Source organism: Desulfatitalea tepidiphila (assembly GCF_001293685.1).
Lineage (GTDB): Bacteria > Desulfobacterota > Desulfobacteria > Desulfobacterales > Desulfosarcinaceae > Desulfatitalea > Desulfatitalea tepidiphila.
In genome coordinates this window covers 2,096,090-2,111,987 of the sequence record NZ_BCAG01000003.1, presented here as the reverse complement: position 1 = coordinate 2,111,987, position 15,898 = coordinate 2,096,090, and the positions used below count along the sequence as shown (strand labels likewise).

At 52.0% G+C, this 15,898-nt stretch carries 12 protein-coding genes and 1 tRNA gene; 8 read left to right on the top strand and 5 right to left on the bottom strand.

What is annotated here, in order from left to right; all coding sequences use genetic code 11:
- The first annotated feature begins 18 nt into the window (after window positions 1-18).
- Both DFT_RS25120 and ispH read left to right on the top strand, forming a co-directional pair.
- Window positions 19-204 carry a CooT family nickel-binding protein gene (locus tag DFT_RS25120; RefSeq protein ID WP_076750560.1) on the top strand — a complete coding sequence of 62 codons (186 nt, stop codon included), beginning with the start codon at window positions 19-21 and terminating at the stop codon, window positions 202-204.
- A 27-nt stretch (window positions 205-231) separates the two neighbouring features.
- Window positions 232-1,965, top strand: a complete 1,734-nt coding sequence (ispH, locus tag DFT_RS13995) for a 4-hydroxy-3-methylbut-2-enyl diphosphate reductase (RefSeq protein ID WP_054031784.1) — start codon at window positions 232-234, stop codon at window positions 1,963-1,965.
- A gap of 157 nt (window positions 1,966-2,122) precedes the next feature.
- Here the strand turns inward: ispH and DFT_RS13990 are convergent.
- Window positions 2,123-2,198, bottom strand: a tRNA-Ala gene (locus DFT_RS13990).
- 337 nt (window positions 2,199-2,535) lie between these two features.
- Here DFT_RS13990 and DFT_RS13985 point away from each other — a divergent pair.
- Both DFT_RS13985 and DFT_RS13980 read left to right on the top strand, forming a co-directional pair.
- Window positions 2,536-4,431 (top strand): SurA N-terminal domain-containing protein, encoded by a 1,896-nt coding sequence (locus DFT_RS13985; RefSeq protein ID WP_054031783.1) that lies wholly within the window; start codon window positions 2,536-2,538, stop codon window positions 4,429-4,431.
- An 89-nt stretch (window positions 4,432-4,520) separates the two neighbouring features.
- On the top strand, window positions 4,521-4,751 hold the full coding sequence (locus tag DFT_RS13980; RefSeq protein ID WP_054031782.1) for a zinc ribbon domain-containing protein: 231 nt from the start codon (window positions 4,521-4,523) through the stop codon (window positions 4,749-4,751).
- A gap of 19 nt (window positions 4,752-4,770) precedes the next feature.
- Here the strand turns inward: DFT_RS13980 and DFT_RS13975 are convergent, their stop codons facing one another.
- The 3 genes from DFT_RS13975 to DFT_RS13965 form a co-directional block, all read right to left on the bottom strand.
- Window positions 4,771-5,439 carry a TIGR00153 family protein gene (locus tag DFT_RS13975; protein WP_054031781.1) on the bottom strand — a complete coding sequence of 223 codons (669 nt, stop codon included), beginning with the start codon at window positions 5,437-5,439 and terminating at the stop codon, window positions 4,771-4,773.
- A 20-nt stretch (window positions 5,440-5,459) separates the two neighbouring features.
- The gene (locus DFT_RS13970; protein ID WP_054031780.1) at window positions 5,460-6,683 is read right to left on the bottom strand and encodes an inorganic phosphate transporter; all 1,224 of its coding nucleotides are present in this window, start codon (window positions 6,681-6,683) and stop codon (window positions 5,460-5,462) included.
- 270 nt (window positions 6,684-6,953) lie between these two features.
- Window positions 6,954-8,918, bottom strand: coding sequence for an ATP-dependent helicase (locus DFT_RS13965; RefSeq protein WP_054031779.1), 1,965 nt, complete (start codon window positions 8,916-8,918; stop codon window positions 6,954-6,956).
- 557 nt (window positions 8,919-9,475) lie between these two features.
- Here DFT_RS13965 and DFT_RS13960 point away from each other — a divergent pair.
- On the top strand, window positions 9,476-9,874 hold the full coding sequence (locus DFT_RS13960; protein ID WP_054031778.1) for a hypothetical protein: 399 nt from the start codon (window positions 9,476-9,478) through the stop codon (window positions 9,872-9,874).
- Between the two features lie 65 nt (window positions 9,875-9,939).
- Here DFT_RS13960 and DFT_RS13955 read toward each other — a convergent pair whose 3' ends face one another.
- Complete coding sequence (locus DFT_RS13955) at window positions 9,940-10,146, bottom strand: hypothetical protein (protein WP_152971992.1); 207 nt, start codon at window positions 10,144-10,146, stop codon at window positions 9,940-9,942.
- A 115-nt stretch (window positions 10,147-10,261) separates the two neighbouring features.
- On the opposite strand from DFT_RS13955, the gene DFT_RS13950 reads away from it, so the two are divergent.
- The 3 genes from DFT_RS13950 to ccsB all read left to right on the top strand — a co-directional run bounded on the left by DFT_RS13950 (window position 10,262) and on the right by ccsB (window position 15,655).
- Window positions 10,262-13,153, top strand: coding sequence for a M16 family metallopeptidase (locus DFT_RS13950; protein WP_054031776.1), 2,892 nt, complete (start codon window positions 10,262-10,264; stop codon window positions 13,151-13,153).
- Between the two features lie 152 nt (window positions 13,154-13,305).
- A complete protein-coding gene (gene resB, locus DFT_RS13945) occupies window positions 13,306-14,775 on the top strand; it encodes a cytochrome c biogenesis protein ResB (RefSeq protein ID WP_054031775.1) in 1,470 nt (489 codons plus the stop codon).
- Between the two features lie 28 nt (window positions 14,776-14,803).
- Entirely contained in the window at window positions 14,804-15,655 is an 852-nt protein-coding gene (ccsB, locus tag DFT_RS13940; protein ID WP_054031774.1) for a c-type cytochrome biogenesis protein CcsB, read from the top strand.
- Window positions 15,656-15,898: the final 243 nt, after the last annotated feature.

Below are 15,898 nucleotides of genomic sequence, written 5' to 3'. Positions count from 1 at the left end.
TTAATCGAGGTCAAAATTATGTGTGAAGCCAATGCCTACTTGCGTGAAGGAGAATCCGAGCAGTTGATTATGGAGTCCGTAGACAAGGTCGAGCCTGAAGAAGAGGGCTTGCGACTCGTCAATATTTTCGGTGAACAGAAATTTATCAAAGCCAAGATTGAGGCCTTGTCCCTTGTCGATCATCGTATCGTTCTCAGGTCGTGATACCATCGGATCCTTGCTTCTGAACCGATGAAGATCATCATCGCCAAGACCGCCGGATTCTGCATGGGCGTGCGCCGGGCAGTGGAATTGGCCCTGGACGCCTCAACCCGCCAGCAGCAGCCGATTTATACCTATGGGCCGCTGATTCACAACCCTCAAGTTCTCGAATTGTTCTCCGAACGGGGTGTGACCATTCTTAAGCAGATTCCTGAAAAGGGAAACGGCACCGTTCTGGTTCGCGCTCACGGCGTTCCGCCCGAAACCAAACAACAGCTGAAGCGAGCCGGTTTCAATGTCATCGATGCGACCTGCCCGCGAGTGGTCAAAGTTCAATCGATTATCAAGAGCCATGCCCGAAAGGGGTATGCCGCGATTATCGTGGGCGACCAGGATCATCCCGAAGTGATCAGCCTGCAAGGATTCGCCGGACCCTTGGCACATGTCGTGGGGTCATTGGATGCGCTGCAGGCATTGCCTCATTTCGAGCAAGCCATCGTCGTCGCCCAGACCACCCAGAACCAGAGCTTCTACCGGGAAGTGAAGGCATGGGTCGCCGCGCACCGCCCGCACTATACAGTATTCGATACCATTTGCGACTCCACCGAGAAGCGCCAGGAAGAGGTGCGCCAGCTGTCACTTGAGGTGGACGCCGTCATCGTGGTGGGCGGCAAGAACAGTGGTAATACCCGGCGGTTGGCCGAAATTGTGGGGCAGACCGGCAAACCCGTCTACCATGTGGAGACCGAGGCGGAACTCGATTTTAATGAGTTGTCCCGATTCGATACCATCGGCATTACGGCGGGTGCATCCACACCGACCTGGATCATCAAACGCATCGTGGGCGCCATCGATCAGATGCTGTTGAGCCAGAAGGGGGGATGGCGTTACGGCGTTTTCCAGGCCCAGCGTCTGATGGTGTTGACAAATGCCTATGTCGCTATCGGTGCCGGTTGCCTCGGTTTTGCCGCCGCGCGACTCCAGGGACTGTCCGCCACGTTTTCAGCGCTGCTCGTGGCCATGCTCTATGTCATGTCGATGCATACCTTGAACCATCTTACAGGCAGGGCCGAGGATCGATACAATGATCCGGACAGGGAAAGATTCTACACCCGGCACAAGAGGATATTGACCACGGTGGCCCTGGGGGCCGGCACTTTAGGCCTGGTATCAGCCTATCAAATGGGTGTCGCCTCGTTCTGGACCCTGCTGGCCATGAGCTTGCTCGGTCTGTCATACAATGTGCGGTTGTTCCCAACCGGCATTTTGCCCAGACTGAAGCAAAGACGGATCAGGGACCTGCCCGGCTCCAAGACAGTTTTGATCGCCCTGGCTTGGGGGGTCGTCACCGCTGGACTTCCGGCCCTGGCCTCCCCGGGTGGCCAGTGGGGGTGCGGGCTGCTCGCCGTGGCCTGGGCTTCCGGGATCGTATTCGGACGCACGGCGTTTTTCGACATTCTGGATATGCAGGGCGATCGCATCGTGGGGAAAGAGACGATTCCCACGCTCATCGGCGCCGGCCGCTCGTTGAAGTTGGTCAAGACCATTCTGGCCGTGATTACGGCGCTGTTGCTGGTTGGCAGTTGGGGAGCATGCTTCTCCAGTTTAGCTTTTTACTTGATTTTTTGCCCGGCACTGTTGTGGACGATCATAGCGGCCTATGAACGTGAACACCTTTTATCCGGTTTGCAGCTGCAGTTCATGGTCGAGAGTCTTTTCGTGCTGACCGGTATCCTCACCTTTATATATAGCCACATGAGCTGAGGGGTTTGTTTCTCTCATGGACGCCAAACAGCGCGTTCGGCGATTTATCGTCTTGTGCCGAGGCGCCGTTGCGATTCATCTCTATCTAGACCGGATTTCTTATCCATCAAAAAAAACGGGGACTGTTTGATTAGACAGTCCCCGTATATTTAAAATTTGGTGGAGCTGAGGGGGATCGAACCCCTGACCTCATGACTGCCAGTCATGCGCTCTCCCAGCTGAGCTACAGCCCCGAACGTGAATGGGCTACCTAACAAACTGATAATCTTCTGTCAACGCAATTTTTAAATAGTTTAGCAGAAACAATCACTCTTGGGCCGATACCATCTTCGCAGGGTGCTTGTAATGATTGACAAAGATGGCAATACCGCCTAATATTCCTCGTTTAATGCATGAAGGATTTTGTCAGAACGGATTTCATTGAAGGTCTTTAATGCAAAAGATCCCTTGAAACGGATGTGCGGCAGAAGGAGGTCAGGATGATTCAAACCATGCCATACGCCATCTTTCTGGCCCGCACATCTTTCTACTTTCATACTCCGGCGAAGCCGGCTCAGGAGAGAAATCGGCATGCTCAGTATTATGCGCAAGCAAGCAGGCAACTGGATGATCAAGGTGGTGCTGTTCGCCATCGTCGTTGTTTTTGTGTTTTGGGGCGTTGGTAGTTTTACCACCCGGCAAGCGAACACGGTTGCCGAGGTCAACGATGAGGCGATTTCCTATACGGCCTACCGGCAGCACTACGATCGGTTGCTCGAGCAGTATCGTCGTATGTATGGTGGGGCCTTGGACAATGGGTTGCTCCAAAACCTCAACCTCAAAGAGCAGGCTCTGAATCAGCTCATAGATCAGGTGTTGATGGTTCAGGAGGCGGAACGTTTGGATCTTCAAATTGCCGAAGAAACATTGGATCAGGCGATTTATGCTATTCCGGCTTTCCAGAACAACGGAGTTTTTGACGAACAGCGTGCGAGTTACATTCTGGCGCAGAATAGGGTTACGACCGCGGAGTTCCGTGACGGCTTGAGGCAGGATTTGCTAATGGACCAATTGCGAGAGCTGGTGGCCAACAGTGCGATTGTGACAGAGGAGGAAGCTCGCCAGTGGTATGATTGGTACAATGCCGAAGTGAATCTGAATTATGTGGTGTTCTCTCCTGAACGATATAAAGATATTACCGTGACCAGGCCAGAAGTCGAAACCTATTTTGAGGAACATAAGGAACAATACAAGACCGATCCCCAAGTCAAAGTCGTCTACCTCCATTTTGATCCGACGGCTTATAAGGCCGAAGTGAAGGTGACGGACGAGCAGATCGCGCAGTATTACAACGAACATCCTGACGAGTTCAAACGCGAAAAAACCGTCGAGGCACGTCATATTCTTTTTAAGCTCGATGAAGATGCCGATGAACAAACTGTCGCCGACCAACAGAAGAGGGCCGAGGAGGTTTTTAAGCTGGCCAAAGCGGGTGAGCCTTTTGACCAGCTGGCCCGAAAACATTCCGAGGGGCCTTCCCGTGAACAAGACGGTTATCTGGGAGCTTTCAAAAGAGATGAAATGGTCAAGCCCTTTGCGGATAAGGCCTTTGCAATGCAGGCCGGTGAGATCAGTGAACCGGTAAGGAGCCGTTTCGGATGGCATCTGATTAAAGTTGAAAAGATCAACGAGGCAAAGATTGAGAGTCTGGTGGAAGCGACCGATCGCATCCGGGAAAAAATCATTGACGAGCAGGCCGGTAAAATCGCTCTCCAGAAAGCAGAGTCGATGTATGATGCGGTCTATGATGGAGATGACCTGGCTGCAGCCGCCCAACAGAATCAACTGCCTGTTTTTCAGACCGACTTTTTCGGTCCGGAGGGTCCCCAAGAAGAGAGGATCAACAATGGCGCTGAATTTGCCAAGGTCGCCTTGGGATTGCAGAAGATGGACATCAGTGAAATTCAAGACTTTGGCAATGGATATTATCTGATCCAGGTGACGGAGCAAAAAGCGTCTGAAATTCCACCGCTCGAGCAGGTGTTCGAGCAGGCCAAGGCGGACGCCGTTGCACTTCGTCAGGACGAGCAGGCCAGGAAGGATGCCGAAAAGTGTCTGACCGATTTGAAGGCGGGGGCTGATTTCGCGAGCACGGCCGCTTCATTCGGGCTCACGGTCGCTGAAACAGGATTTTTCAAGAGAAACGGTGTCGTACCGGGTATCGGATATGAACCCGCATTGTCGAAGTCGGCATTTATGCTCCAAGCCGACCAGCCCTTTCCAGATGAAGTGTTCAAGGCAAAAGGATCGTGGTACATGATTCAATATAAGGACCGAAAAGCGGCAGATGCCGATGGCTTTGAAACGGAAAAAAGCGATCTGATGCGTCGTTTGGTCGAACAAAAAAAACAGGCTGCTTTTCAACAATGGCTGTCCGATTTAAGGGCGAACGGTCGTATTGAGATCAAGCGGGATATGATCCAGTAAATTCTCATAGGTCAGAAGCTCGACATGGTTTTGGCGGAGTCGTTTTTCACTCAGGTGTTGGCATTGCATATGTATGAGGAGGGGAGCGCATGGCAAAGAAGGGCTGGACGGACCAAGAGAGGAAATATGCCAGCAAAAAGTGCCCCGAATGTTATGAGTATGTTCCGCTGGATGCCAAGGTGTGCCCCTATTGCAAGACACGCCTTGGAAAAGTGACCGAGCATGGGATGGCAGAACGCCTGACAAACTGGAAGGCCTACATCCTGTGTGCCGTGCTATGGATTATTCTGGCCCTTTATATCAAATGGGCATTCTTCTAAGGTCCATGGAGGGCATTGGCTATTTGGCAAGCATGGCCCGCATCATATCACCCGCATTTTCGGCATGATCGGCAATGGAGCCGATGATCTCGGCGAGCCGCACCGTATGATAAACCGTGACGGCATCGGTGCATTTGTGAAAGATGTTCCTTTTAATGGCATCCTCGAGTTTGTCGGCATCATGCTCCTGCTGCCGTAAATTGCGGATGATATCCTTGACCACGGTTCGCTGATCTTCATTATAGGTTTTAAAATATTTGCGGGCTTCACAAACCATTTTGTACAGTTCCTCGATGGGATCGATGACCGCATCCACGAGCAGCAAAAAATCTTTTTCCACTTCCGGCGGGATTCCCGCTTCCGCACGATAGGATATCCAATCCAAGGCATCCTCCAACGCGTCGAGCACGCCATCTTGTTCACGCAGGTAGCGAAACAGCTGGAACTTGCTGACCGGCATCAATGTGCCTATGGGCAGGTGCCCACGGATGCGTCGCTTGATACCGTCGGCCTCACGTTCCATTCGACAAACCTCCTGCCGCAACTCTTCAAAGCGGGTGCAGCGAATGGAGATATAGCATTCGATGGCCTGCTGAAAGGACCAGGCGCACTCCTTGATTTTTTCGGCATGCTCTTGAATGCCTTCAAATGGTGAGGTTAAAAACATGGAGAAAAATGGCAAACGCATCGATCCCTCCCTAATTCAATCTAATATATGGCACGAAGCACCCAGAACAAGAGCATGCTGGTCAAAGCGGCGGCCGGCACCGTCAGTATCCAGTAAATCATAATTTGAAAAACGATTCTGAAGTTAACGGCCTCAATTCCACGGGCAAGTCCGACACCCAATACGCCCCCGACAGCGGCATGGGTGGTCGAAACCGGCAGCCCAAGCTTGGAAGCCAACAATACGGTGGTGGCGGCTGCAAAATCCACGGAAAAACCGCGGGTGTTCGTCAAGGTCGTGATTTTGGTGCCCAGGGTGGTCATGACTCGGGAGCCGGCCATCCAAATGCCGCAGGCGATGCCGGCTCCGCCAAAAAGGAGAAGGAAAATCGGGACCGGCACCGTCGAACCCACCGAACCGGTCTTGACGATGAAATAGATCACGGCCAAGGGACCAATGGCATTGGCCACATCGTTGGCACCTTGAGCCAGAGCCACATAGCATGAGGTGCCGATTTGGATCCTCCGAAAGATCAGTTCGACCGTGTCTCCCTTTTCAGCCAGGAGCTTTCTGATGCCCCAGCGCCCGGCGATGCCCAGCGCCACTGACGCGGCGATCGCAATCAATATCGCCATGGGGGTTCCGATCGCCAATTGCTGGCCCAATGGAGTTTTAAACAGAAACGAGAGGACGACCACGAAACAGGCGCTGCCGATGAAAACGGGAGAGAGCCGCCAGGCGGCCGCGGCCGCGTTCTCCTGGGATAGAATCAGACGCACGATAAGCTTAAAAAGTACGTAACCGATGATCAAACTAAAAATAGGTGAGATGATCCAACTCATTACGACGGCGAAAAGTTTCATCCAGTTGATCACCTTCATGCCGCCCGCCATGATGCCGAAACCGATCATCGAGCCGACGATGGAGTGGGTGGTGGAAACGGGCAACGATTTCCAAGTGGCGAACGAAACCCACAGGGCGGCGGCAAGAAGCGCGGACAGGGCCCCAATGAGGGCCAGGTGCGGATCACTCATCACCTCGGTGGAAACGATGCCTTTTCGAATGGTGTTGGTCACATGGGAGCCGATCAGCGTCGCGCCCAGGATATTCAGGATGGCGGCAATTAAAACTGCCTGTCGAATGGTGATCGCCTTGGCGCCGACGGCCGAGGCCATTGAATTGGCCACATCGTTGGCACCTATGTTCCAGGCCATGTAAAAGCCGAAGATGTATCCTATAATAAGAACGCTGTATTCAGTAAGCATAGGTCAGCTGTTGTCGTTCCCGCCGGTTGGCTCTCTCGGCCTCTTTCGGTGCAACCGGCGTCGCGGTGCGGTTGCGTCAGCGTCTTGTCAAGAAAATGTTAGCGGTCTGTTAGCATGGTCGGTATCGGCAGGTAAAGGAAAAAAGCTCAATATATTGTTTTGGGAAACACAGGGACCACCATTAATGGTAGGATTCATAAAGGCAACTGGAGGTCGATCGATCCACGAAGTCATCTGCGCTACCGGTTAGGATCGTGCGACGCCGGGCGTTTAGTGGGGGGTGAAAAAGCGGCGCTTGAGTAGTGCTTCCGGTGCATCCTCCAAAAAACGGGACGGTTCATATAGCAATGATTGCGTCGCGCGATCGAAAATCTGAACCGGATAGGTGATGTGCAAGGATTGCTGGGCCCTGGTGATGGCGACGTACATCAGGCGGCGTTCCTCTTCCAGGGTGTCGGGGTTGTCGATGGCTTGGATGGACGGGAACCGCCCATCCAGGGCCCATATAATAAAAACCGTATGCCATTCCAGCCCTTTGGCCGAGTGAATGGTCGATAGCACAAGCTGGTTCCGATGCGAGTCCGTTGGGGCCAGACCATTGGCAACACTGTCGTTGGGCGGATCCAGGGCCATATCATCCAGGAAATCATCCAGCCGGTCGTATCTCTCCATGATACTAATGAGTTGCTCCAGGTCTCTCAGTCGGCGGGGGTGGTCATCGTAGGCGGTTTCCAAATAAGGTTTGTAGTATTCCAGCACTATTTCCCCCCAGCGGGAAATTGGATGCGGTGTCGCATCCATGGCTGCAATCAGTTGTTTGAGACGGTCGAATCCGGCATTGGGTTTCATTTTAAGCTTTGCACTCAGCAACCCGGTGGGGCCGGCACCCTCCTTGAGAACGGCCGTATAGATCCGCAGGGCAGTGGCAGGTCCGATTTTTTCTACCAACAAAAGGACTCGGGTCCAGCTCAATTGATCCTGTGGTGCGGCGAATATTCTGAGGTGTGCAAGAATATCCTTGATATGGGCCGATTCGGTGAATTTAAAACCGCCGACCTTTACATAGGAGATGGCCGCGCGGTTTAGCTCCACTTCCAGGTCGAACGCCTGGAAGCTTGCCCGGAACAACACTGCGATGCGATCCAAAGCGACTCCTTCGTTGCGGAGTCGTAAAATTTCCTGTGTTACATATCGGGACTGGGCATTTTCACTGGCTGATGCCACCAGGACCGGCAGATCGCCGCCACCTCTGCGGGTAAACAGACACTTCGAATACTTTTCTGTTGCTGGTTCGATGACAGCGTTGGCAAGGTCGAGAATCGGTTGCAGGCTCCGGTAGTTTTCTTCAAGTTTGATCAGGCGGGTCCCGGGAAATCTATTAGGAAATTCGATGATATTTTTGTAATTGGCTCCCCGGAATGCATAGATGCTTTGCGCATCGTCACCGACAACCATGATGTTTTCGTTTTTGCCGGCAAGCAAAGAGACGATTTCCGCTTGAATGAAATTGGTGTCCTGGTATTCGTCTACCAGAATGTGGGTATAGGAAGTCGTCAGGCGATCACGCACATCCGGATTCTCAGAGAGTAATCGATGAAAATAGACAAGCAGGTCATCAAAATCGAGAAGACTCAATTCGCGTTTTCGATTTTGATAACCGATCCATATCTTGTTGATCAGATCGATCTGGAAACCAAAGTGTGGGTAGTCTTCATAAATAATTTCTTCCAGGGTGGTGTTTTTATTTATGGCACGGCTGAACAGGGTTGCCAGGGTGGATTTTCTAGGCAAGTGACGTCCCTGTTCGGTGGTGTCGAGCGCTTTGCGAATGAATCCGATGAGGTCCTCCGCATCACTCCGGTCCATGATGGAAAAGCCTTGGGGAAAACCGATTTTGGCCGAATATCGACGCAAGATGCTGTTGGAAAAAGAATGAAATGTCCCTCCGGCGACTTCACGACAACGTCGATCCAGTAATTCTGAGGCGCGCCTGAGCATCTCCTGGGAAGCCTTGCGTGTGAAGGAGAGCAGGAGAATGGTATTGGGGGCAACGCCCCGTTGAACGAGATGGGCGACCCGATGGGTCAAGGTGCGTGTCTTTCCACTTCCTGCGCCGGCGATCACCAATAAGGGACCATCTCCAAAGGTGACAGCTTCCAATTGTTCAGGATTGAGCAATTCATGAAACTGTATGCTTTTTCCTTCAGATTGCCCTTGGTCTCCGCTATGGGTCATCAAATCAGATCCTCGATATGGTTTTTGGTGCAGTTGTTTTTATAACATCCTGACCCTTCCAACTCAATAAAAACAGACGGCCGGCGATATGGTTCAAGCGGGTCAGACGCATACCGGGAGGCGTCAGTAACATAAAACCGTCCCCCCTTCGATCGGGAGAGCAATGATAGCAGCGCAACGCGAGATTTGGTAATCCGTTTCTCAGGTAGATTGGGTTGTCTTCCCCTATCAGGCGCCTGCAGAGTTAAAATTTCATCCGGAGGTCCGATAAGGTTTCCCTTGGTTCGGGTGCGGTCCCTTAGGTCCTGATATTGGTTAATATTCGGTGAATTAGCATTTGTGCAGTAAAAATTCGACAAAGGTTCTATTTGTTCTCTTTTCTACCAAATGCTTGTGCCAAGCGGGTGTGCGAAGATTTTTATGCTTTGCAAATTTAAAGGCATAAAATAATGCTACTTTTTTTATAAGAAGTTGTTGACAATTTTCGAGTCGTATAATAGGGCTGAGTTAAAAGGGTAAATTTCGTAACGAAATTAAAACATTAAGGAGGTAGTAATATGAAGAAAGTACAGACCCAAATTAAGACCATCGCGAAAAATTTGACGAGCCTCGCCCAAAAACTGGAAAAATTAAACGATCAATTGGCAGCGCAACCTGTCAAAGCCGCACCTGCAAAGTCAAAGGCTGCAGCCAAACCCAAGAAGAAAGCTGCAAGCAAGGCCAAAGCCCCAAAAACCAAAAAAGCTGCTGCCAAACCAGCGCCGGCCGCCGCAGGCAAGGGTACGGTTTTGGAGAACGTGCTTGATGTGATCGCCAAAAGCAAGAACGGGGCAGACATCGCCAATCTGAAATCCAAGACCAATCTGGAATCGCGTCAATTGAGCAATGCCCTTTACAAGCTGAGCAAAAAAGGAATGATCAAGACGGTCAGCCGCGGTGTTTACGTAAAGGCATAGCAGCCGCTGTATTGTGCCCTTTGCTCAGGGGTGCTTGTTTTTCCGGATAGAACGCATCGGAAATGCTATTTGATAGAGAGGCGATCTTTCAGCGCCCCTGCGCTATGCAGGTGGCGCTGAAGGACCTTCTTTGGTGTTAATTCAAAAGGCCTCCTCTCTGCCAGGCGGATCATAAAATCATCTATTCCGAGTTCACACCTTTCATCGACGATCTCCATTTCCGTCCCTTTTAAAAACTTGCCATCCTTTTTTTGCATTCTTATTTTGTTCAAGCTGTCTCAAGAAAGATCTTTCAGTCCAACAAATATGTGTTGAACTCAACCGTCTTGCCTGAGATGGCTGATATTGGTTTTCCGAAACGTGAACTGAGAAAAAAGGACAGTCATCATGCCTGTTTCAATTTGGACCGGGATTAAAAGAAGCCTTTTTTTGTGCACCATTTTCTTGCTGGCGGGTTGTGCCCACTTCGGCGCTTCCACACCGCCGGAAAATTCGGCCCAGGTATTGATTGAAAAGCCGGATTGGCCCCACACGGGTAGTGATCTCGAACCTGATCCAGCTTTGATGTTGGGGCGTTTGGACAATGGTTTTCGATACGTCATGCTGGAGAACAGGACCCCGCTCAATAGGGTGAGCATTCATTTGTATGTTCAATCCGGATCATTGGCCGAGTTTGAAGGAGAAGAGGGAATCGCCCATTTTTTGGAGCATATGCTTTTCGATGGTTCAAAGCATTTTCCCCCGGGCGAATTGGTCAAGTACTTTCAACGGATCGGTATGCAATTTGGACCGGATGCAAACGCGCACACCGGTTTTGGTGAAACTGTCTATGATATCCTGCTGCCAAGCGGCGATCCCCAGAGTATTGCGGACGGACTTTTGGTGTTGGGAGACTTCGCCGAAGGCGCACTTTTTTTACACGAAGAGGTGGAAAAGGAAAAAGGGGTCGTTTTGGCTGAAAAGCGCGCACGCGATTCCGCCCATTATCGAACATTGAAAGCGACGTTCAACTTTGAGATGCCGGGGAGTCTGGTAGCGAAACGCTTTCCCATCGGGAAAACCGAAAGCATCCTCGATTTCGATTCAAAGCGGTTGAGACAATTTTACGATGCCTGGTACCGACCTGAACGAATGTTCCTGGTGATGGTCGGTGATTTTGATCGGGCCCGGGCCGAACCCTTGATAAAGGCACAATTTGAAAGTATGCGGGCTCGCAGCCCCAAGAGGGATCTGCCGCCTTTCGGTCGTTTCAGTCACCAGGGACTGAAAACTTTTTATCACTATGAAAAAGAGTCGGGCGCAACCACCGTGAGCATTGAAACGGTGCGGCAGGAGGTTCCTTTGCCCGATGGTACCGGGCGGCAAAAGGATACCCTTCTGAAAGAACTCGCCGATCGCATGATGCAATGGCGGCTCGACAGTCTCGTTCACGAAAACAAAGGGACGATAACCCGTGCAGAGGTCGGTTCGGGAGATTTTCTCCAGCAGATTCGTTACAGCAACATATCGGTGGATTGCAAGCCGGAACAGTGGAAGGAAGTGTTACCCCTTCTGGAACAAACGCTCAGGCAGGCATTGGTTTTTGGCTTTACGCCATCTGAGCTCGAGCGTGTCAAAAAATCGATGCGGGCAGATCTTCAGCGGGATGTGGATGAGATGGGAACCAGGGAAAGCCGGGCCCTGGCACAACAGGTGATGGGCAGTTTCAATCACTGGCAGGCGTTTCAATCGTCACTACAGCGACAGCAGTTGCTCTCACCGATGATCGATCAAGCCGATTTGAATGATGTGAACAGGGCGTTTTCATCACTTTGGCCGGAAGATCATCGTCTCGTTCTGGTGACCGGAAATGCCGATTTGACCGGGGACGCCTCTACGCCCGAGCACATCGTTCGTTCCACTTATCTTTCCAGTTTACAGGAGAGCGTCGAGCCGCCGACTGACCGGGAGCTGTCGACATTTCCCTACTTAGAGATGCCATCGCGGGCAGGACAGATCAAAGAGCAGGTGCGCATGGACGATCTGGGAGTTGTGCGAGTGCTTTTTGAAAACGGGGTGACGCTGTTGATGAAGAGAACCGATTTCAAAAAAAATGAAATCAGTGCCGCACTCTCCTTCGGGGCGGGACGCTATTCCGAACCCCCGGATCAGCCCGGACTCGCGCAATTGACTGAAATGGTCATCAACGACTCCGGTTTCGGTACGATGAACCGAATCGAGCTGGAACAGGCGCTGGCCGGCAGGCAGGCCGAAATGAGCCTGGATGTGCGTGAAGACATGTTTGTTCTGGAGGGAAACGCATCGAGTTCCGAGCTGCCGCTATTGCTGCAATTGCTTTACACCATGATAAAAGACCCGGGCTATCGTCCGGAATCACTCGAGCTTGCTTTCAAACAGCTTGAACAAAAGCATCGCGGGATGGTCCACAGCGTCGAAGGCATATTGCAGCTTGAAGGTATGAAGGTACTTGGAGGCGGCGATACCCGTTTGGGCTGGCCCGCCTTGAACCATCTGAAAGAGAGAACCATCCCTGAAATCGAGCGCTGGTTCGGAGCACAAATGGCACAAGGTCCGCTCGAAATTTCTCTGGTGGGGGATTTTTCGGTGGAAGAAGCCACCCAATTGGTCTCCCTATATTTTGGGGCATTGAAGAAGAGATCCGATGTGGCGGCTGCCGCCCAAGACCGTCCTGGTCCAGTATTTCCAAGGGGCGAGTCCTTTGAATTGAAAATCGATACGGCCATCGACAGAGGAATGGTGGTGGTAGCTTATCCTACCGATGATTTTTGGGACATCGGAAGGACAAGACGTTTGTCGATTCTTTCGGAGATTTTCTCGGAAAGACTCAGGGTCCAGGTGCGTGAGAAGCTGGGGGCTGCCTATTCGCCTTATGCTTATCACCGCGCCTACCGCGCTTATGACGGTTACGGTATGCTGCTTTGCATGCTGCTTGTCGATCCCCGGCACGTGGATTCTATTGCCGAAAAGGTGGAGCAGATTGGATCTGGTTTGGCTGCTCAAGGTATCCACCCGGATGAGTTGAGACGCGCTTTGGACCCAACCCTGGTGCAGATCAAAGATATGCGTCAGTCGAATCGATACTGGCTCAACAGTGTACTGATCGGTGCGAGCCGCCACCCGGAACAGATCGATTGGGCCAGGACCATCGAAAGGGATTATGCCGCCATCACCGCTGCCGAGATCACCTCGATGGCCCGTCGGTATGTGATCGACAGCCAGGCCGCCAGGCTGGTCATTGTGCCGGCACATCGCAATTAAGCCAATATTGCCTGTTTTGCCGAAAATTCACATTGGGTTAGCGTGGACCCGCGATGGTGGGTTGTCACCTCATTGCCGATCTGCTAAACAGCGAATTCGCACCAGCGATTATCCCGTTGATCGCACATAATGGAGGGAAAAAGGCCCTGTAAATGAGCTTGAAAAACGATGTTTCAGCAAATATTATCAGTAGCTTGTGGGATTTTTTCGCTTCTCTCAAGCTGACCGTTGTGCTGTTGTTATGTATGGCGGTGCTCTCGATATTCGGGACGGTGATACCCCAGAACGCCGGCGCAGAAGATTATATCCGAATTTTCGGCCTCTTCAGATACCAACTGTTTCTCATCCTCGATATCGTGGACATGTACCACTCCTGGTGGTTTATCGGATTGATGGCCCTGCTCGTGGCCAATATCGTGGTATGTTCGATCGACCGTTTGAAAACCACTGGTAAAGTGATTTTTACGCGCCACCCGAAGTTCGATCTGGAGAATTATCGGAAACGTCAAGACCGCATCGAATTCAACAGCGGTCTGGACGCGGCCCAGCTCCGGGAACCCTTTCGCGACAAGGTGGCCAGGAGTTTTCGCTATTGTAGGGTGATAGATACGGAAAGCGGATTTGCCGTGACCGCCGAAAAAGGGCGCTTAAGCCGATTGGGGGTCTATGTCGTCCATTTCAGTATCGTGGTGCTGCTCTTGGGTGGTCTGATCGGTTCGAATTTTGGGTTTGAAGGATTTGTCGCCATTCCCGAAGGCGAAACGGCCGATTCCATCGATCTTCGCCACACGGGCCGCCAACTGCAGCTTCCGTTTCAGGTACGATGCGATGATTTCAATGTTTCGTTTTACGAGGGGGGCAACAGACCCAAAGAATTCAGATCCAGCGTCACGATTATCGAAGCGGGCCGGGAGATCCTGAAAAGAGACATTATCGTGAACGACCCCCTCTACCACCAGGGCATAGGTCTGTATCAATCCAGCTATGGGAAAATGGACGGCGGTCAACCGGCCCTGCCACCGATGACAGCGCCTCCCGAAAAGATCGAATTACAATTTCAGAGTGTCGCATCGGGCATGGTCTATACGGCCGAGGTATCCATGGGAGAAACCCTGGAGATCCCCGAGGGGCTGGGCCGGCTCAGCGTCGAGGAATTCCTGCCGGAGGCGAAGTTCATGAACATGGCATTGGGACCCGCGCTCATCGTGAACCTGACCACCGGCGGGGGAGAGGCGCAGGCGGTGACATTGCCTTTCCATTTTCCCAAGTTCGATTCCATGCGCAAGGGACAAGTGGTCATTTCGGTGATGGCTGAAATCAGGCCCCACGTGGAGGAACGATACTACACGGGACTGCAGGTCGTCTACGATCCGGGCATCGAGTTGGTCTATTCGGGCTTCGTGCTGATGATCATCGGGTGCTGGATTACCTTTTTCATGTCCCATCGGCAACTGGTGGTCGATGTGGCTGCCATGGACGGGGCGACCAGGGTCTTGGTGGCCGGAAAGGCCAATAAGGCCAAGATGGGATTCAAGCTTGAGCTGGAGCGGATGGCCGATGAACTGTGTGAGATGGCTGACGGCACCCGTGAAAATAGAGCTTCAAACTTATCGGAAGAGTAATCTATTTAACAAATCGAGGGTTGAAAACATGGAGTATAACGCTTGGGTCCTTTCCGCGGTCACCTTTATATATGGTGCGGCAGGCACACTCTATCTGTTCGCATGGGTTTTCCACAAAGAATCGGTGGGAAAAATGGCCACGTGGGTCGCACTGTTCGCATGGTTGGGCAGCACCATCGGGATCGCCATGCGATGGATCGAATCCTACCGGATGGGCGATGAATTCGGCCATGCTCCTTTTTCGAACATGTATGAATCCCTGGTCTTTTTTGCCTGGACCATTGGCTTGATCTATCTCTTGATGGAACGTCGATACAAGAATCGTACCATGGGCGCTTTCGCCATGCCCTTGGCCTGTCTTGCGCTTGCCTACGCCTCCTTGTCACCGGATAAAAGCATCCAACCCCTTATACCGGCTTTGAAAAGCAACTGGTTGATCGCACACGTGATCACCTGTTTCCTCGGATACGCAGCGTTTGCAGTGGCCTTTGCCATCAGCATCATGTACCTGATGAAATCCGAGGACCAGAGAGCGCCTGCCCAACACCTGGCCGGGCGGCTACCTTCCTCAGCGCTGCTGGACGAACTGACGCACCAATTGGTGTTGTTCGGTTTCCTCTTTCTGACCGTCGGCATTATTACCGGTGCCGTCTGGGCCAAACAGGCATGGACCCGTTATTGGAGCTGGGACCCCAAGGAGACCTGGTCGTTGATCACCTGGTTGATTTATGCCGCGCTGTTGCATTTCAGGATGATGCGCGGATGGCGTGGCAAACGGATCGCAGTGCTATCGATCGTTGGCTTCGGTGCCGTGCTGTTCACCTATTTTGGCGTGAATTATTGGCTGGCAGGTCTGCACAGCTATGGAGAACAATTATAATTTCCCCCCATGGGACTATTTAGGGCCCATCCACAAACAGGATCCTATTTGTGGACGACCCCCTATCCGTTGAATTTGGCTTGACAAAATAGGGCGGTCTGGATAGAAAAAAGCCTTTCGTGGCGCCTCTCCGGCATTTGCCGCAACGTGCTGAAAGATATCCTGTTGAAGTGCAGTTCGGGCAAAAGCCCGTTTGTCATATGGTAAGTCGGTTCCGCCGATGGCATGGCAAGGGCCGACCCG